The 17,758-nt window shown below is 61.3% G+C and carries 16 protein-coding genes; 12 read left to right on the plus strand and 4 right to left on the minus strand.

The genetic code is table 11. From position 1 onward, the window contains the following. The first annotated feature begins 632 nt into the window (after positions 1-632). The 11 genes from HF931_RS09295 to HF931_RS09345 all read left to right on the plus strand — a co-directional run bounded on the left by HF931_RS09295 (position 633) and on the right by HF931_RS09345 (position 11,553). On the plus strand, positions 633-2,165 hold the full coding sequence (locus tag HF931_RS09295; protein WP_273239814.1) for a Do family serine endopeptidase: 1,533 nt from the start codon (positions 633-635) through the stop codon (positions 2,163-2,165). A gap of 36 nt (positions 2,166-2,201) precedes the next feature. After that, positions 2,202-2,873, plus strand: coding sequence for a response regulator transcription factor (locus HF931_RS09300; protein WP_035550031.1), 672 nt, complete (start codon positions 2,202-2,204; stop codon positions 2,871-2,873). Positions 2,874-2,906: 33 nt separating this feature from the next. Beyond that, a complete protein-coding gene (locus HF931_RS09305; protein WP_035549886.1) occupies positions 2,907-4,307 on the plus strand; it encodes a sensor histidine kinase in 1,401 nt (466 codons plus the stop codon). 7 nt (positions 4,308-4,314) lie between these two features. After that, positions 4,315-6,990 (plus strand): bifunctional [glutamine synthetase] adenylyltransferase/[glutamine synthetase]-adenylyl-L-tyrosine phosphorylase, encoded by a 2,676-nt coding sequence (locus tag HF931_RS09310; protein ID WP_051602549.1) that lies wholly within the window; start codon positions 4,315-4,317, stop codon positions 6,988-6,990. Positions 6,991-7,046: 56 nt separating this feature from the next. Next, positions 7,047-7,586 (plus strand): EF-hand domain-containing protein, encoded by a 540-nt coding sequence (locus tag HF931_RS09315; RefSeq protein WP_035549883.1) that lies wholly within the window; start codon positions 7,047-7,049, stop codon positions 7,584-7,586. Positions 7,587-7,684: 98 nt separating this feature from the next. Continuing rightward, positions 7,685-8,227, plus strand: coding sequence for an RNA polymerase sigma factor (locus HF931_RS09320; RefSeq protein WP_035549882.1), 543 nt, complete (start codon positions 7,685-7,687; stop codon positions 8,225-8,227). Then, positions 8,224-8,667, plus strand: coding sequence for a hypothetical protein (locus HF931_RS09325; RefSeq protein ID WP_051602548.1), 444 nt, complete (start codon positions 8,224-8,226; stop codon positions 8,665-8,667). The genes HF931_RS09320 and HF931_RS09325 overlap by 4 nt, the downstream gene beginning before the upstream one ends. After that, positions 8,664-9,152 carry a periplasmic heavy metal sensor gene (locus HF931_RS09330; RefSeq protein WP_035549879.1) on the plus strand — a complete coding sequence of 163 codons (489 nt, stop codon included), beginning with the start codon at positions 8,664-8,666 and terminating at the stop codon, positions 9,150-9,152. Before HF931_RS09325 ends, HF931_RS09330 begins: the two co-directional genes overlap by 4 nt. A 54-nt stretch (positions 9,153-9,206) precedes the next feature. Then, positions 9,207-10,655: an amidase gene (locus HF931_RS09335; RefSeq protein ID WP_035549876.1), complete on the plus strand. Its 1,449-nt coding sequence runs from the start codon at positions 9,207-9,209 to the stop codon at positions 10,653-10,655. A gap of 20 nt (positions 10,656-10,675) precedes the next feature. Continuing rightward, positions 10,676-11,155: a YbjN domain-containing protein gene (locus HF931_RS09340; protein ID WP_035549873.1), complete on the plus strand. Its 480-nt coding sequence runs from the start codon at positions 10,676-10,678 to the stop codon at positions 11,153-11,155. A gap of 2 nt (positions 11,156-11,157) precedes the next feature. Beyond that, positions 11,158-11,553, plus strand: a complete 396-nt coding sequence (locus HF931_RS09345; RefSeq protein ID WP_420537737.1) for a GFA family protein — start codon at positions 11,158-11,160, stop codon at positions 11,551-11,553. On the opposite strand, the gene HF931_RS09350 is transcribed toward HF931_RS09345, so the two are convergent. The 3 genes from HF931_RS09350 to HF931_RS09360 form a co-directional block, all read right to left on the minus strand. Further along, a complete protein-coding gene (locus HF931_RS09350; RefSeq protein ID WP_035550020.1) occupies positions 11,550-11,879 on the minus strand; it encodes a heavy metal-binding domain-containing protein in 330 nt (109 codons plus the stop codon). The two genes, HF931_RS09345 and HF931_RS09350, sit on opposite strands and share 4 nt — an antisense overlap. A 70-nt stretch (positions 11,880-11,949) precedes the next feature. Then, positions 11,950-14,109 carry a methylmalonyl-CoA mutase gene (gene scpA, locus HF931_RS09355; RefSeq protein WP_035549870.1) on the minus strand — a complete coding sequence of 720 codons (2,160 nt, stop codon included), beginning with the start codon at positions 14,107-14,109 and terminating at the stop codon, positions 11,950-11,952. Next, positions 14,106-16,028, minus strand: coding sequence for a methylmalonyl-CoA mutase family protein (locus tag HF931_RS09360; protein ID WP_035549867.1), 1,923 nt, complete (start codon positions 16,026-16,028; stop codon positions 14,106-14,108). The genes scpA and HF931_RS09360 overlap by 4 nt, the downstream gene beginning before the upstream one ends. A 126-nt stretch (positions 16,029-16,154) precedes the next feature. Between HF931_RS09360 and HF931_RS09365 the strand changes: the two genes are divergently transcribed. Continuing rightward, on the plus strand, positions 16,155-16,376 hold the full coding sequence (locus HF931_RS09365) for a hypothetical protein (RefSeq protein WP_035549864.1): 222 nt from the start codon (positions 16,155-16,157) through the stop codon (positions 16,374-16,376). Positions 16,377-16,495: 119 nt separating this feature from the next. On the opposite strand, the gene HF931_RS09370 is transcribed toward HF931_RS09365, so the two are convergent. Further along, positions 16,496-17,671, minus strand: a complete 1,176-nt coding sequence (locus HF931_RS09370) for a glycoside hydrolase family 43 protein (RefSeq protein WP_035549861.1) — start codon at positions 17,669-17,671, stop codon at positions 16,496-16,498. Between the last annotated feature and the right edge of the window lie 87 nt (positions 17,672-17,758).

The following is a 17,758-nucleotide window of genomic DNA, read 5'->3' on the forward strand; positions in this document are numbered from 1 at the left end:
CAAGAGCATTCGCGCCTAGGGAAATCAAGAGTGGCCAGCAAACAAGGCGCGCCAGAAAACGCGCGGCGGTGAGTGGGGAGTCTTCCTGTCGTGGGATGCCGACGCCGCTCCATAACACTCGTCAGCTGGGTGGGGACGCGCTTGACGATTGCAATGGCCCGGAAGGTGAGTCCTGGCAGGGACCTTTGCCTCCGGAGGCATATGCCGCAGTTCCCGTAAGGGCCTGTGCGACGCCGGCAACTTGTTTGGGGGCAGCCCTCCACGACCGAATGCAAACGCCCGGTCCCTAGTGCCGACTGGCGGCAAAAGAGACATGGCGTGATTGCGGAAATACCCCCCAAAGCCTGTTGTTATTACAGAATGGGCCGAAAATTCGAGTCTTACAAGGGAATTCACCGGGGATGCGAAAAATTTATTGGGGAAACAGCGCGGTGGAGGATTACCCTCAGATTTACCCTGATTTCGCCGCAGTCATCGGGCAGTTGAGGGAATACCGTGTGGTGCGGTGCCAATTATGGGGAATTCAGGCAAAATAACCTTGCTGTCTTTTAATGACCACAATGCTTGTGGCAGGTTAATGTTTGGACCACATGCCCAATACCGGCAAATTTTTCAGTGACTTGGAGACAGGAATGAAGACAATCGGCATATCGAGACAGGCCATGGTAGCAGCGCTGGTAGGCGTCGCGATGGTGGGCTCTTTCTCTCTGGCCCCACAGGTCTTCAGCCCGGAGGCCGGCGCCCAGCCGATTCAGATTGAAGCCCCGCTTGGTGCACCGCTCAGCTTTGCGGACCTGATCGAGCAGGTCGAGCCTGCGGTTGTCAGCGTGAATGTTACCACGGAGCGCGAAGTTGGCCGCCTGGCCGACATGCAGCAATTCTTCGAACAGTTCCGCGGCATGCCTGGCCTGGACGAGTTCATGGAACAACGCCGCCAGGAAGAGGAAGAAGAGCCGGAAACCCAGGAAGGGCGTTCGCTCGGCTCAGGCTTCTTCATCTCGAAAAATGGCTACATCGTCACCAACAATCACGTCGTGGACGGCGCGACCGCAATTCAGGTTGTCTTGCAGGATGGGCGCGAACTGGATGCTGAGCTCGTCGGCAAGGACGCTCAGACAGATCTTGCGGTGCTGCGCGTGACGGAAGGGGGTGAATACCCCTTCGTGAATTTCGGCGACTCCCACACGATGCGCAAAGGCGACTGGGTCGTGGCGCTGGGTAACCCGTTCGGCCTAGGCGGCACAGCTACGGCGGGCATCTTGTCGGCGGACGGTCGCGAGATTGGCCCCGATAGCCCGTATACAGACTTTCTTCAGATTGACGCCTCGATCAATCGCGGCAATTCCGGCGGCCCGACCTTTGACCTGAACGGCAATGTGATCGGCGTAAACACGGCGATCTTCTCCCCAACGGGTGGTTCGGTTGGCATCGGCTTTGCCATCCCGGCAGAACTGGCTGATGAAGTGACCAAGGCCCTGATCAAGGACGGGAAAGTGTCCCGTGGCTGGTTGGGCGTGGCGATCCAGGACCTGACCGAAGACATGGCGGAAGCCCAGGGCATCAAGGATGCTGAAGGCGCGATTATCGCAGATGTCACCAGCGGCAGCCCGGCCGAGAAGGGCGGACTGGAGCGCGGTGACATCATCCTGTCCGTCAATGGTGACAAGGTGACGGACGCAACGTCCACCACGCGCCTTGTCGGCAAGCTGATCGCGAACACCGCCAACCGGTTTGAGATCATTCGCGGTGGCAAGAAACAGACGATCAACGTGACCGTGGGCGAACGCCCGAGCAATCCGAATGCGAACATCACACCTTCAAGTTCGTCCCCATCGGATGACGCGGTCGAAGATGGCCAGGCGGTTTCCGAAGTCGGCGGCACGTTCGAACAGATGGATGACGAGTTGCGCGAGCGCCTTGGCCTGAAAGCCGGGGAGAATGGCCTCCTGATCACCAAGGTTTCAAAGGATGGTGTGCTTGAAGAAGCAGGCTTCCAACCCGGCATGGTGATCCTCGAAGTGAACAATAAGCCCGCAACGAGCGTTGATGCCCTGCGCAAGGCCATCAGCGATGCCAAGCAGGCCAAGCGCACGAAAGTTCTGGTCGCCGTCCGTATCGGGCAGATCACGAATTATCGCACAATTGATTTGTCGGACGCCGAATAGGAGGGTCTGATGCTGGAGACAGTTCAGGAAGACGCCATGCATGTACTCGTGATTGAAGACGATATTGAAATGGCCAGCTTTATCGAGAAGGTTCTGGTTGAGGCGGGCCACCGCGTCGACATGGCCACAGATGGCGACAGTGGCCTGGCCCTGGCAAGATCATCGGAGTTCGATGCGCTTGTGGTGGACCGGATGCTGCCGGAGAAAGATGGCCTGACGCTCGTCAAGGAATACCGTGAGGCTGGCGGCAAGACGCCAACCCTCTTCCTGTCGGCGCTGGGCGATGTCCAGAACCGGGTGCAGGGCCTGAAGGTTGGCGCGGATGATTACCTGGCCAAGCCGTTTGCCCCGGCGGAGCTGGCCGCGCGCGTTGAGGCGCTGGGCCGCCGCCTGCCGGTGGAGCAGCAAATCACCGTTCTGAAGGCAGGCGATCTGGAAATGAATCTGCTGACCCGCAAGGTGACGCGGGCTGGCCAGAAGATTGACCTGCAGCCGCGCGAATTCCGCCTGCTGGAGTATCTGATGCGCCATGCCGGACAGGTCGTGACGCGCACGATGTTGCTGGAGAAGGTGTGGGATTACAATTTCGACCCCCAGACCAATGTCATCGACGTGCATATTTCCCGCCTGCGCGCAAAGATCGACAAGGAATTCGATGAGCCTCTGCTTCATACGGTGCGCGGCGCCGGGTATCGCCTGCAGGGCTAGACGCCCGCGCAGGCGGCTGGCACCAAGCGCTGTATGAAACTTGCCCTGCCGACTTTCCTGAAGACGACAACGTTCAAACTGGCGCTGATCTACAGCGCCATGTTTGCGGCGTTCTCGGCTGCGTTGCTGGTCTATCTCTATTATTCGACGGTCTACTACATCCGCGCGGAGAGCGAGCGGCGGATGGACCTTGAATTCGAGCAGCTCGGCAATGCCTACTTTACCGGCGGTATGGAGCGGCTCAGCCAGTCAGTTCTGGAGCGCATGACGCGGACGGGCTCCACCTATTTCTATTATCTCGAAGATTCCTCGGGCCGGAAGATTGCCGGCCATTTCGGACGAATGCCAACCACGCCGCCGGAAGAGGATGTGCAGACCGTCTATTTCGAATTCCTGCAGCATGAACCGGACGGTACGGAGATATTCCGGCCAGCGGCGGGCCGCATCGTGCGCCTGCGCGACAATGGCGGGGCCTTGCTGGTCGCGTTTGACACCGAACAGCAGACTGCGATTGTCGGACGGATCCAGCGGGCAATCTTCATCGCCGCGCCGATCGGGCTGATCTTCTCCTTGCTGGGCGGTATCCTGATCTCCCGCGGGGCTGCACGACGGGCGGATGAACTGGCCCGGACGGCGGAGGCCGTGATGGGCGGAGAACTGGGGCGCCGCGCGCCTGTGCGGGGGTCTGGTGACGAGTTTGACCGTCTCGCCTCACGCCTCAATGCCATGCTGGACCAGATCGAGAAGCTGGTCGATTCCACCCGCCACACCGGCAACGCCATCGCACATGATCTGCGCTCGCCCCTGTCTCGTCTGCGCAACCGGCTGGAGATTGCCCTGTCAGAGCCGATGACGAGGGAAAGCGCGGAGGCGACCCTGGAAGAGACCGTGCTGGAGGTGGACCGCGTGCTGGGCACCTTCAACGCCATCCTGCGCCTTGCCCGGCTTGAGGCGGGCGCAGAAGGCGAGCGGGTGCGGATGGATGTTTCCGAACTGGGTGAAGAGCTGGCCGAACTGTTTGATCCGGCGTGCGAGGAGGCCGGGCTCGGCTTCAAGAGCCAGATTTCGCGCAATCTGGTCGTGCTTGCTGACCGGGACCTTGTTGGACAGGCGCTCTCGAACCTGCTCGACAATGCGGTGAAGTATACGCCCGAAGGCGGCGAGATCAGCTTTTCCATCACGCGCGGGCCGAATGGGACGGTGGACATGACCGTGATCGATTCCGGGCCCGGTGTGCCGGTTGAGGCGCGCGAACGCGTTGTGCAACGCTTCCAGCGCATGGATTCCGCGCGGACCCAGCCGGGCTCGGGCCTTGGTCTGGCACTGGTGGATTCGGTGGCGGACATGCATGGCGGCGCACTGATCCTGGATGATGCGGACGGACCCGCGGACGCACCGGGCCTGAAGGCCACGCTTCGCCTGCCAAGAGTGTGAGACCTGTATGCTGACGATTTCGCCCATCGCCGACACGCCAGAAGCTGCGCTGGAGCGGGTCTTGCCATCTGCGCCTTATCTGCGCCGCCTGCACGAGACGGGCACACGCGGCCATTGGCGCGATGCGCTGCAAGCGGTGAGAGATATTCCGGCGGACTTGCCGGAGGCCGAGGCCATGACCGTGATGCGCAAGGCAAAGGCGCAATTGCACCTGTCGCTGGCGGCAGAAGACCTGTCCGGCATACTGCCCGTGATGAGTGTAACGCGGGCGCTGAGCGAGTTTGCCGAGGCCTGTCTTGAGGCGGCCCTGCGCGTGACACTGGCGCGCCGCGGTGTGGGCGGGGCGGGTATCTTTGCTGTCGCGCTTGGCAAGATGGGCGCGTATGAGCTGAACTATTCCAGCGATATCGACATCTGTGTCTTCTACGAACCCGGCGTGTTCATGGCCGGGGACTATGAAGCCGGGGAGACCGCGCAGCGTATCGCGCGCGATATTGTCCGCATCATGCAGGAACTGACCGGAGACGGGTATGTGTTCCGGACCGATCTGCGCCTGCGCCCAGATCCATCCTCCACACCATTGGCTGTCTCTACACGGATGGCGGACCTCTACTATGAGAGTGTCGGGCAGAATTGGGAGCGCATGGTCTGGATCAAGGGGCGGCCCACGGCGGGCGATCGGGAGAGCGCAGCGCGTTTCCTGAAGATCCTGTCGCCTTTCGTCTGGCGGCGCAATCTGGACTATTGGGCGATTGGCGACATTCAGGCCATCAAGCGCATGATCAACAGCAAGGTGGGGCGGGCCGATTTCGAAACCGTGTCACCGGACGTGAAGCTGGGGCCGGGCGGCATTCGAGAGATCGAATTTTTCGCGCAGACACAGCAGCTGATCCTTGGCGGACGCCAGCCTGAATTGCGGGACAATTCCACGCTCGGCGCGCTGGCAGCCCTGACGAAGGCGGGTGTTGTCGAGCCGGACACGGCGGATGAGCTGAATACGGCCTATCTGGCCCTGCGCAATCTGGAGCACCGGGTCCAGATGCGCCGCGACGAGCAAACCCATATTGTGCCCGCCGGAGAAGACGACCGGCGCGATGTGGCGTTGATGAGCGGCTACGACGATCTCGCCGCCTTCGACCGCGATCTTCAAGCCACGCGCCGCTGTGTGCAGGCGCATTATGATCGCCTGTTCGCGCATGAGGATCGCGCGCTGGAGGATCATTCGCTCGGCAATCTTGTCTTCACGGGTGTGGATGATGATCCGGGCACAATCGAAACCCTAGCGTCACTTGGCTTCAGCAATCCGAGCGCCGCGATCGACACGATCCGCAATTGGCACCGAGGCCGCGTCCCCGCCACCCGCACAGCGCGTGGGCGGGAATTGCTGACGGCCTTGCTGCCGGGTATGCTGGCGGCCATGGGCAAGACGGGGGAGGCGGACGAGGCGTTTCGCTGGTTCTCCCGATTTTTCGAGGGCTTGTCATCGGGTGTGCAGACGTTGTCCATGCTGCTGGCAGAGCAGACATTGCTGGACGATCTTGTCTCCACCCTGGCACTGGCTCCGCGCCTGGCACAGATCCTGTCGCGCCGGCCAGACCTGCTGGAGGCACTGGTCAGCAATCAGGAGCCGTCCCGCCCGGTGATTGATGAGCATGTCAGTTTTGATGGCGCACTGGATTCGTGGCGGCGGTATCACCGTGAACAGAATTTCCTGATCGGACACCGTCTGTTGCACGGGTTGATTCAGGCACGGGACGCCGGAACGCATTGGTCTGACCTGGCCGATGACACCATTCGGGAAATGGCCGCTGCGGCGGAGCGGGAAACGGCCAATCGGTATGGGCCAAGGCCGGGCAGCTGGGCGGTGTTCGCAATGGGCAAGCTGGGCGGACGGGAGTTGACCGCCGGATCGGACCTCGACCTGATCGTGATCTACGACGCCGACCCGATGGAAGCCCAGACCTGGTATACACGGTTTACCCAGCGCCTGATCACCGCGCTGACTGCGCCGACGGCGGAGGGCGATCTCTACGAAGTGGACATGCGGCTGCGCCCTTCTGGCGGGGCAGGCCCGGTGGCGGTGAGTGTGCCTGCCTTTGAGCGGTACCAGAATAAGGACGCATGGACGTGGGAGCATATGGCCCTGACACGGCTGCGCCCCGTTGCGGGGAATGAGGCGCTCAGTCATCAGATCATGACGATTGCATGCGAGGCGATTGTCTCGCGGGCCGCAAAGGATGACGGCACCATCGCAAGAGACGTCAGCGATATGCGCCAGCGGCTCTACCGCGAAAAACCCGGCAAGGGATTGTGGGATCTGAAAACAGCCGAAGGCGGATTGGTGGACGCCGAGTTTGTCGTGCAGCAGGACATGTTGTTGAGTGGCAAGCCGGAGGCGATCCGCGCCAACACGCGCGAGGCGATTGCGCATTCTACCCTGCCGGACGCTGAACGATCCATGCTGATCGAGGGCGTGACCTTCCTGCAATCGCTCCAACAGGTGCATCGCCTTGCGCTGGGCAGCGATGTGCAGGCTGGCGTGATGCCGGAAGGCCTCAAGGATCGCCTGTGTCGTTCAGTGGGCGTCGACAGTTTTGCAGCGCTGGAAGCAGAAATATCTTCATTGAAATCAAGGGTTCATGCGCTTTGCGCAGAAAAACTTCATCTGCCCGCGACGGATTAGGTGGGCCGGTCCGTTCAATACGCGATGGGTGAGTAAAACGAACGGAGTTTTTTCAAATGAAACGCACTACTCTCGCAACTGCTTCGATTGCCGCCATTGCTGCGCTGACCCTGCCGCTTGTGGCCTTGGCCCAGCCGGGTGATGGTCCGCGTGGAGACCGCCCACATGGCCCTCGCGGTGGCATGGAAGAAATGATCAAGCAGATCGACACCAATGGTGATGGCAACATCAGCAAAGCAGAAATGGAAGCGCACCGCACGGCGCGTTTCGCTGAAATCGACGCAAATGGCGATGGCGCCGTGACGCAGGCCGAACTCGATGCGCATCACGAAGCCAAAAAGGCGGAACGTGAAGCTGAACGCGCAGCACGTCGCGCCGAGCGCAAGGCTGAGATGTTCGCTAAGCTGGATGCAGACGGCAATGGCACGATCAGCATCGACGAACTCGATGACCGCGGACATCCCGGTTTCGACAAGCTTGATGCGGATGGCGATGGCGTGATCACCGCCGAAGAAATAGAGGACATGAAGTCCAAGATGAAGGGCAAGCGTCACGGCAAGTGGCACAAGCGGGGCGACGGCCCACGCCCGGAATAGGGTAGGACTTGCTGAATGGGCCGGAAGCGTGTGATGTGTTCGCGTGACTCACGAGATGACCAACCTCTTCCGGCCCGTCTTCGGTTAAGAAACCTGTCTTGGCTTTCAGTTCAGACCTCGACCGGATTACACGAGCGGCAGCGGGCGATCCCGCTGCTGTCTCCAGCCTTGTCGACCGCTACAGCAGCGGCGTCCTCGCTTTGGCAACCCGGATGCTGGGGGATGCCGCGGAGGCGGAAGACGTGACGCAGGAAACCTTCCTCCGCGCCTGGAAAGCGCTTCCGACCTGGGAGCCACGGGCGAAATTCTCCACCTGGCTGCACCGGGTGGCGCTCAATCTCTGTTATGATCGGCTGCGCAAGCGCCGGGAAGTAACGATGGAACACCTGCCGGAACGCACCGATCCGGCCATGACACCAGCAGAATTGCTGGACCAGTCCCAGCGCGTCCGCGCCGTGGAGGATGCAATCTCCCACTTGCCGGAACGCCAGGCCGCTGCCTTGACGCTGTGCGCGTTGCAGGGACACTCACAAGCCGAAGCGGCAGACATCATGGATGTCAGCGTGGAGGCGCTGGAAAGTTTGCTGGCCCGTGCACGTCGCACATTGAGAGCCAGCCTGTTGGAGAGGGCCGCATCATGAGCGGACAGATGATCACAGACGCGCGGGTTCTGGCCCTGATCGAAGCCTACGGGGCAGATCCGGACATGTTCCCGGAGGCCGAGCGAGCCGCCGCGAAAGCGCGCATGGCAGACAACCCCGCCCGGTTTGCGACAGCGCTGTCTGAGGCGCAGGCTCTGGATGGTCTGTTTTCAGACATTCCTCATGTCTCGCCATCGCCTGCCTTGCGCGAAACACTGATTGCATCTGCACCGAAACCCCGGTCGGCTCGGTCATCTCGCTGGAAGCTGCCGGTCTGGATTCCGGCAGGGGCTCTGGCCTCCCTCACGGTTGGCCTGTTCGCCGGGATGAGCGTTGCGCAGCCAGTCACGACGCAGGACGAACAAGCCGAAGCCGCTGTCTATGCGGCGCTCGGGTTTGACACGTACACGCTGGAACTTGAAGAAGAGGTGATGCAATGAGCGATACGTCCGCGCCGAAACCGCGCCGCATTTCCTTCTGGTTGACGGTCTCTCTCTTGTTCAACCTGCTTTTGCTTGGATTGATTGCCGGGATGCTCGTGCGCCAGATGCCGGATCGTGACCGGGGCAGGGATCGCCCGAGTGTCGAGCGCGACATTTCATCGGACACCCGCCGGGCCATGTTCGGCTTGATGCGTGAATCGTATCGGGAATCGCGGCCTGAACGCGAAGTGCGCAACGCAGCGCGAGAGGAACTGGCAAAGGCCCTCAAGACAGAACCCTTCAACGCAGAGCAGGTTCGCAAAGCGTTTGCCGCTCTGCGGTCCAGTGAGCAGGACGTGCACGCCGCAACACATGAAGCCATGATCGGGCGTCTGGAGGCTCTGCCATCAGATCAGCGCGCCGCCATGGCGGACTTGCTGGCGCGCGGGCCGGACCGGCGCAGCCGTGATCGGCGTGATCCTCCGCCACCACCACAGGACTAGGGGTTTCCTTCTCTGCCTTCACGTTCCAAACTGCCTTCAAAACAGGAGGGCGGAATGAAGGAATATGCGGCGTTTGACGCGATGGGACTGGCGGAGCTGGTCCGAACTGGGGAAGTATCGTCAAAAGAGTTGCTGGACGAGGCGGTGTCCCGCGCCCATGCCGCGCAGGAGCAGCTGAATTGCTTTTCCGCGCTCTATCCGGACATGGCAGAGACGCAGCTGGCAGATGTGCCCAAGGATGGCCCCTTTGCAGGCGTCCCGTTCCTGACAAAGGATTTGGGTGTTGCCCTGAAGGGCGCTCCGCTCACCAATGGGTCCGTCAGCTGGAAGGGGCATGTTGCCGAGCGGGATTCGGTCCTGACAGAGCGTTATCGCAAGGCGGGCCTGGTCATGTTCGGGCAGACGACCAGCCCTGAATTCGGACTGACCACGACGACGGAATCCACGCTCTACGGCCAAACGCGCAACCCGTGGGATGTAACGCGGACGTCTGGCGGATCGTCCGGCGGCGCCTCGGCGGCGGTTGCGGCAGGAGTTGTGCCCTTGGCGCAGGCCAGCGATGGCGGCGGATCAATCCGCATTCCGGCGTCCTGCACGGGCCTGTTCGGCATGAAGCCTTCACGCGGGCGCACCCCGATGGGACCGCTTCAGACAGAAAATTGGAACGGCATGTCGACGGTCCATGCCGTCAGCCAGACCGTGCGCGACAATGCCGCCCTGCTCGACGCCTCGCATGGCCGGGAGACTGGCAGTCGTTATGTCGCGCCGGCGCCGGAGGGCACCTATCTCAACGCGGTCTCGCGCGATCCGAAGAAGCTGAAGATTGCGCTCTGGCGGACCGCACCGAACGGCACGGAAATGAGCGCCGAGGCGAAAGAGGGTGCCGAGGCCACAGCTCGCCTGCTGGAAGAGCTGGGCCATGAAGTGGTCGAAGCCGCCCCATCCCTGGACGGTGAGGCGCTTGGCAAGGCGGCGCTGTTCACCATCTCGGCCAATGTCGCCGCGGCGATTGATGCGCGGGCCGCCATGCTTGGCCGGGACGTGCGCGAGGATGAGTTGGAACCGATCACGTTCGCGATGGCGGGGCTTGGACGGACTGTGCCGATGGTGGAGTTGGCACGGGCGAACAATCTGTTCAATCTGACCGCCATACAGTTCGAACAATTCCTGGAGGATCAGGGCATCGATTTGATCATGACCCCGACGACCTTCCGTGCGCCGGATGAGTTGGGCGTGCTGGCATTGACGGCGCCGCCAGACCAGATGAGCGAGGCGGTTGGCAGCTTTGCGCCGCTGTGCCCATTGTTCAATCAGATTGGCGCGCCCGCCATGTCTGTGCCACTTCATTGGACAGATCCGACAGAAACTGCACCGCAGGGCCTGCCGATCGGTATGATGTTTGGCGGGCGGTGTGGTAGCGAGGAATTGCTGTTCTCGCTGGCTGGCCAGCTGGAACGGGCAAAGCCCTGGATTGACCGGTGCCCGCCAGTCTGGATGGGATGAAACAAGGAAGACGACGCAACATGATCAGAAGCGGAATTTGCGCGGCACTTGCCGTGATGATGGCTCTGCCTGCGCTGGCTTGGCCAATTTCTCCGGAGAATGCCTCAACCATATTGACCCGCGCCGGCGGCGAAGACGTGGAGCTTACGTGGGTACGCGATGATGTTGCTCTCCTCGATGCAACAAAGGGTAACTTCAAGTATTCGGTGCGCATGATGGATTGCGACGAAACGAAGACCTGCGCGAGCGCGATGATCTTTGCGACGTTTGAAATGGCAGGGGTGCCAGACCTCGCCACGCATGAAAAAACCAACCATTTCAACGACAGTTACCCGTTTGGCCGCGCCTTCATCCTGCCGCGCCCGGACCAGCAGTCCTTTGCGGTGGGGGTCGACTATTCCCTCGACCTGAAGCATGAGGCCAATTTCGATACCGAGGATGTGGATAAGTTCATGGCCATTCTCGACGCCTATGTAGGCCATATGAGCAAAGAAGAGTGACCCTGCCCGGACTAAACACGCAGGCGGGCGGGTGCCATTGCGGCGCGGTGCGGTTCGAGGTGGATTTGCCGGCGGCCTTCGAGGTCGAGGATTGCAACTGCTCGATCTGCGCGATGAGCGGAAATATTCATGTCATCGTGCCAGCCAGTCGCTTTCGTCTTCTTCAGGGGGCGGAGAACCTTGCCGAATACACGTTCAACACGGGCGGCGCGAAACACCGTTTCTGCAAGACATGCGGCATCAAGAGTTTCTACGTGCCGCGCTCAAACCAGGATGGATTCGCCGTGACGTGGCGGTGCCTTGATGAGTGGCAGACACTGGACGTGACCGTGAACAAGTTCGATGTGCAGAACTGGGAGGCCAATGCCGCAGCACTGGCCCACAAGTCAAAGGATTAGCTGCCGGCCTTGATCGTCACCGCCGTACCGGAAACCGACACCATCATCATGGAGCCGCCCTGGCCAACGACTTCATAGTCGATGTCCACGCCGACCACGGCATTCCCGCCGCGCCGGGCGGCTTCCTCGCACATTTCGCGCGTGGCAACCTCGCGGGCTTCGCGGATCGTCTTCTCATAGGCTTCGGAGCGGCCGCCCACAACATCGCGAATGCCGGCGAACAGATCCTTGAAGATATGCGCGCCGATAATGGCTTCGCCGGTCACGAGGCCTTTGTACTCAGTGATGTCATGGCCCTGCAGGGTCGGGGTGGTCGAAACGATCATGTCTTGCTCCATTATTATTGTTTATCAATAATAATTGGGGTGGGCCTACCCGGCTTTCAAGAGGCGCCACTCACTCCGCCGCTGTCTTGGAGCCGTCGTCTTCGTCCAGAACTTCCAGCATGCGGATGGCGCTGTCGGCGATGACGGTGCCCGGCGGGAAGATGGCGGAAGCGCCGGCGGCGTAGAGCGCGTCGAAATCCTGTGGCGGAATCACGCCGCCGACAATGATCTGCGTGTGCGCCGCGCCTTCATTGCCGAGCGCGCGTTTCAGTTCCGGCACCAGCGTGAGGTGGCCCGCCGCGAGCGAGGAGGCGGCGACAATGTCGACCCCGGCCTTTCGAGCGTCGGCGGCGGCCTCTTCCGGTGTTTGGAACAGCGGGCCGATCTCGACATCCCAGCCGAGGTCCATCAGAGCGGAGGCGACAACCTTCTGTCCACGGTCGTGTCCGTCCTGACCCATCTTGGCAATGTAGACCTTCGGTTTGCGGCCATGTTTCTTCTCGAAATCTGAAGCAAGCGTTGCGGCGGCCTCGGCCTTGTCGTCGCCCTTCACGCCGCCGCCATAGACGCCCTTGATGGAGCGGATGACAGCCTGGTGGCGGCCCTGGCTGCGCTCGACAGCTTCGGAAATCTCGCCCACCGTGGCCTTCGCGCGGGCGGCGTCCACGGCTAGCGCGAGCAAATTGCCCTCGGTGCCGGCGGCGGCCCTGGCGATTGCGTCCAGCTTGGCGGTGACCTCTGCCTCGTCGCGTTCGGATTTCAGGCGAGCCAGCTTGTCCAGCTGCATACGGCGCACGGCGGCATTGTCTACCTTCAGCACAGGGACGTCTTCTTCCTCGTCCAGAAGGAATTTGTTCACGCCGACCACGGTCTGCGTGCCGCTGTCGATGCGGGCCTGCGTATTGGCCGCGGCTTCCTCAATTCGTAGCTTCGGCAGGCCTTCCTCAATGGCCTTGGCCATGCCGCCCATCTTTTCGACTTCGGCGATGTGGGCGAGGGCCTTTTCGGCAAGGTCATGCGTCAGGCGTTCGACATAGTAGGAGCCGCCCCACATGTCGATCGTCTGGCAGGCGCCGCCTTCCTGTTGCAGGAAGAGCTGCGTGTTGCGGCTGATCCGGGCGGAGAAGTCGGTCGGCAGGGCGAGGGCCTCATCGAAGCTGTTCGTGTGCAGCGACTGGGTCTGGCCGCCCGTGGCTGCTATGGCCTCAAGGCAGGTGCGGATGACATTGTTGTAGACGTCCTGCGCGGTCAGGGACCAGCCGGAGGTTTGCGAGTGTGTCCGCAGGCTGAGGGATTTCGGGTTCTTCGGGTTGAACTCTTCCTTCACGAGCTTTGCCCAGAGCAGGCGCGCGGCGCGCATCTTGGCGACTTCCATGAAGGTGTTCATGCCGATGGCCCAGAAGAAGGACAGGCGCGGCGCAAAGGCATCGACATCGAGGCCGGCAGCGACACCGGCGCGGATGTACTCAATGCCGTCGGCGAGGGTGTAGGCCAGTTCCAGATCCGCCGAGGCGCCCGCTTCCTGCATGTGATAGCCGGAAATCGAGATCGAGTTGAATTTCGGCATGTTCTGCGAGGTGTAGGCAAAGATATCCGAAATGATCCGCATCGATGGCTTGGGCGGATAGATATAGGTGTTCCGCACCATGAACTCTTTCAGAATGTCGTTCTGAATGGTTCCCGCGAGCTTTTCCGGGCCGACACCCTGTTCCTCGGCTGCGACGATGTAGAGTGCGAGGATGGGCAGAACCGCGCCGTTCATGGTCATGGACACCGACATCTTGTCCAGAGGGATGCCGGAGAAGAGCGTGCGCATGTCATAGATGGAGTCGATGGCGACGCCCGCCATGCCGACATCCCCGGACACGCGGACATGGTCGGAATCATAACCGCGGTGTGTGGCCAGGTCGAAGGCGACCGAGAGGCCTTTCTGACCGGCGGCCAGGTTGCGGCGATAGAAGGCGTTGGAGTCTTCCGCCGTGGAGAAGCCAGCATACTGACGAACCGTCCAGGGCTGGTTCGTATACATGGTCGGGTAAGGCCCGCGTCCGAAGGGGGCAAGGCCTGGATAATCGTCCAGGAAGTCGAGCCCCTTGCGGTCGTCGGCGGTATAGGTGGATTTGACGGCGACACCTTCCGGCGTCTCCCAAGCCTCGCCAAGGTCTGGCGACTTGGCCTTTGCATCTGGCGTGCCGAGATCGAGTTTCGTGAAGTCGGGGAAATTGGTCATTGGGCCACTCCCAAATTTGCGTGGGCGAGTTTCAGCGTGTGTAGCACATCGCAGCCCATGAAGATGTTGGAATCGATGCTGTCGCCTTCGAACTTGCCAGCGAGCCAGACATGCAGTGCGCCAGCGGCTTTCAGCGCCTTGGCGGTTTCGACGGCTTCGTCTTTGTAGCGCGCATCGGCACCGCAGATGCAGGCGATCTTGCTGCTGGAGGCCTTGAACGCGGCGGCGGCTTCGGATGGGGATTGCGGCGGCACAGGGGGCTGCGTCGCCTCAAGGCCGCCAGCGGCGAAGAGGTTTCGGGCAAAGTCTGCGCGGGCATTGTGTTCGGCAAGCGGGCCGAGCGTCGCCAGGAAGATGCTTGGGCGCTTGGGCGCAGCACTCGCCGCATCGCGCAGGGCTTCATAGTCTTCCGCAAGACGAATGCGCGGCAGGGCTTCGGCGGTGGCATCGGCCTCGTCTGCGGGCAGGTCAGCCGTCACGAAACGCGCGAAGCCTTCGTTCGAGATGCCGTCCTTTGGCGTGACGGAGGGCGCGTCCGCGACCGGCGCGGCGATCTCGTCCAGCAGCGGGAACTCACTGACGCCCGTGATCGGAACCTTGCGTTTGGCGATGTCCTTGGCGCGCGCCTCGCGCTTCTCGGCGATCCGTTTCTGGAAGCTGCCCGCGATCAGGGAGTCGGCATAGCCGCCTTCGGCTTCGAGGGTCTGGAATTCCTTCCAGGCTGCTTCGGCCAGATCGTCCGCAAAGGTTTCGGTAAACCATGCGCCTCCGGTTGGGTCGGCCACGCGGCCAAGCTGGCTTTCCTCCATCGCGATCAATTGCGTGTTCCGCGCGATGCGCCGCCCGAGGCCTTCGGGAATGCCGAGCGCCTCATTGAAGGGGCGGATGGTGAGAATGTCTGCGCCGCCCACTGCACCCGCAAACGCCGCCGCCGTCGTGCGCAGCATGTTCGTCCAGGCGTCATAACGCGACAAAATGCGACCAGACGAGACAGCCTGCAAACGCATGGGAACAGGTTGCAGCTCCATGGCGTCAAGAATACGCGCCCAGAGACGACGGGCTGCGCGTAGTTTTGCGACACCGAGACCGTAATTGCTGTCGAGCGCGATTGCGAAGCTCATGCGTGGGACAAGCGCAGAAATATCCGCGCGATTGTCCAGCCGGCGCAGCGTGTCCACGGCGCTGGCGATCAGGGTGGCCAGCTCCTGCGCGTCGGAGCCGCCAGCTTCATGCACCATGCGGGCATCAATGCGGATCAGGCCGGCTTCCGGATAGGCGTCGCCAAGGCTGTTGGCCGCTGCCGAGAGGCGCGCAAAGGCGCCGTTCAATCCACCCGACAGCTTGCCCGTGCGGGCAAGGCACCCGAGCGGGTCCATGTTGAAATCGAATTTCTGACTGGCGGGAGTATCTTGCTCCTGTCCCCACAGACCGAGCAGCGTGGCCGCGGTGACACCAGAGCCTGCGCCATGGTCAAGTGCGATAGGGGCGATGTCCGCGCGCAGGCCATTCAGCGCTGTGCGGAAATCTTCCAGCGTGGTGATCTGCACGCCGTTTGCGCCTGTGCAATCGAGCTTCAGTTCGACGGACATGACCCCACGCTCGAGATCACGCAGGATTTCTTCATTCGTTGTGACCGGTGATGGATGCGCGAATGCCTGACGAATATCCCACGGCGCAAACCGGTCCGGCGCAGCGGTGGGCCCGCGGAGATACGGGGCCACGCCTGGTGTGCCCAGCGGGTCGGTGGCTGCGGGGAAATCACTCTCCCGATAGAGCGGGTGGATCTCCAGCCCGTCCACGGTCTTGCGTGTAATCGAATCAATGCCGCGGCCCTTCAGGACCTTGTCGACGCTGGCGAGCCATTCGGCTTCGGTGGCGTCGGGAAACCCGCTGCTCAGGGGAAGGAGATCATCTGCCATGCCGGGGATTTAGTCCGAACCGGGGGCGCTTGTGAACTGCTAACGATAGGTCAAGGACACTTGGTCGCTTGACTCTCTTCTTCGACTCCGTGAGAATGAGAATTGTTCGCATATAGGGAGTGAGTCATGTCCGCCAAGCTCTTGCCGTTTCAGCCTGTTTCAGAGCCGCTTGCAGCGGCAGGGGGCCGGCATGAAGCCTTGAGGGACTGGATGGAAACGCACACCCGCATTCTGGGCTTCTGGATGGACCGTCTCATTGAAGACGGGGATTCAGAGGACATCGTATCCATGCTTCATCGCCAGCAAAGCTGGTTGGCCATGATGCAGGACCGGCTGGTCGGGGGATGAGGGATCCCCGGCCAGTCGGAAGTTCTCTCCAATGCGTGAGAGCTATTAGTCGCGCAAACTGAAAAGCCGGTACGGGAATTCCGTACCGGCTTCTTTTTTCGTCGGACAGGCGGGCGTGATTATTCGCCCGGCATCGGATCGATGGGCTCGATCGTGCCGTCTTCGTTGATCGTCAGTTCGGCAATCTTCACATTGCGCAAATGGCTTTTCCCGCTCAGCTGAACGTCGTGATAGGCCAGATAATATTTGCCGTCATGCTCGAAGATTGAGTGGTGATTGGTCCAACCTTCAACTGGCTGATTGACGACACCCTGATAGGTAAACGGGCCATAGGGACTGTCGCCTGTCGCATAGACGATCAGATGCGTATCGCCTGTTGAATAGGAGAGGTAGTATTTGTCGCCAATCTTGTTGACCCAGGCCGCCTCGAAGAAGCGACGTGCATGGTCCTTCGCTTTGATCGGATCGCCATTCTCATCAAGGATCATCACGTCTTTCGGGGCTTCTGCAAAGGACACCATGTCGTCACCCATGCGGGCGATTTTCGGCATCAGGGCGACATCGTCCGGCTGGCCGGCTTCGTCATCATTGGTCAGGGGATCATCATTGACGAGATCGGTGTTGAGGCCGGGATCAGCATTGTATTCGCCTGTCGCCCAGCGTTGCAGCTGGCCGCCCCAGATGCCGCCGAAATACATGTAGTATTCGCCATCCGTATCTTCGAAGACGCTCGGGTCCATCGAGAACGAACCTTCGATCGGTTCCGGCTCAGCGGTGAACGGGCCCGTCGGACTGTCAGAGATGGCGGCGCCGATATAGAAGACGCCGTCCGCATCCTTGGCCGGGAAATAGAGATAGTATTTGCCATCCTTGTGCGCGGCATCCGGGGCCCACATCTGCTGCGCGGCCCAGGCGACATCGTCCACATCCAGCGCAACATCGTGGATGGTCACGTCGCCGCCGACTTCATCCATCGAGAGGACGATATAATCGCGCATCGCATACTGGCTGCCGAGATCATCTTCAGGGATGCCGGCGTCATAGTCGTGGCTTGGGTAGACATAGATGCGGCCATCGTCCCAAACGTGCACCGACGGGTCTGCGGTGAAGATTCCGGAGACAAGCGGTTGGACAAGATATTTCGACTCCGATGGTTCGGTGTCAGCTGTTTCTGAGACTTCGGCGGGTGGTGTGGCGACCTCTGTGTCGGCGCTCTGGTCTGTCGGTTCGCCGGAACAGGCAGCCGCTGCTGCCAGTATGATAGCGCTACCAAAAGTCAGGCTGAAGTTTCGCATTCCGTTTTTCTCCCTCGGACAAAATTCTTTGGCACTGTTGTGGATGCCCGGTACTCTGGCCTGAACAGCAGTTGAGGGCAAGAGGTC

This window comes from Hyphomonas atlantica corrig. (assembly GCF_017795365.1).
In the GTDB taxonomy this organism is placed as follows: domain Bacteria; phylum Pseudomonadota; class Alphaproteobacteria; order Caulobacterales; family Hyphomonadaceae; genus Hyphomonas; species Hyphomonas atlantica.

Excerpts from the sequence above, each read along its gene's own strand:
- HF931_RS09365 (WP_035549864.1), top strand. The coding sequence starts at position 16,155 with ATGTCCGCCAAGCTCTTGCCGTTTCAGCCTGTTTCAGAGCCGCTTGCA.
- HF931_RS09310 (WP_051602549.1), top strand. The coding sequence starts at position 4,315 with ATGCTGACGATTTCGCCCATCGCCGACACGCCAGAAGCTGCGCTGGAG.
- HF931_RS09370 (WP_035549861.1), bottom strand. The coding sequence starts at position 17,671 with ATGCGAAACTTCAGCCTGACTTTTGGTAGCGCTATCATACTGGCAGCA.
- HF931_RS09295 (WP_273239814.1), top strand. The coding sequence starts at position 633 with ATGAAGACAATCGGCATATCGAGACAGGCCATGGTAGCAGCGCTGGTA.
- HF931_RS09340 (WP_035549873.1), top strand. The coding sequence starts at position 10,676 with ATGATCAGAAGCGGAATTTGCGCGGCACTTGCCGTGATGATGGCTCTG.
- HF931_RS09350 (WP_035550020.1), bottom strand. The coding sequence starts at position 11,879 with ATGATCGTTTCGACCACCCCGACCCTGCAGGGCCATGACATCACTGAG.
- HF931_RS09360 (WP_035549867.1), bottom strand. The coding sequence starts at position 16,028 with ATGGCAGATGATCTCCTTCCCCTGAGCAGCGGGTTTCCCGACGCCACC.
- HF931_RS09300 (WP_035550031.1), top strand. The coding sequence starts at position 2,202 with ATGCATGTACTCGTGATTGAAGACGATATTGAAATGGCCAGCTTTATC.
- scpA (WP_035549870.1), bottom strand. The coding sequence starts at position 14,109 with ATGACCAATTTCCCCGACTTCACGAAACTCGATCTCGGCACGCCAGAT.
- HF931_RS09315 (WP_035549883.1), top strand. The coding sequence starts at position 7,047 with ATGAAACGCACTACTCTCGCAACTGCTTCGATTGCCGCCATTGCTGCG.
- HF931_RS09305 (WP_035549886.1), top strand. The coding sequence starts at position 2,907 with ATGAAACTTGCCCTGCCGACTTTCCTGAAGACGACAACGTTCAAACTG.
- HF931_RS09325 (WP_051602548.1), top strand. The coding sequence starts at position 8,224 with ATGAGCGGACAGATGATCACAGACGCGCGGGTTCTGGCCCTGATCGAA.
- HF931_RS09335 (WP_035549876.1), top strand. The coding sequence starts at position 9,207 with ATGAAGGAATATGCGGCGTTTGACGCGATGGGACTGGCGGAGCTGGTC.
- HF931_RS09330 (WP_035549879.1), top strand. The coding sequence starts at position 8,664 with ATGAGCGATACGTCCGCGCCGAAACCGCGCCGCATTTCCTTCTGGTTG.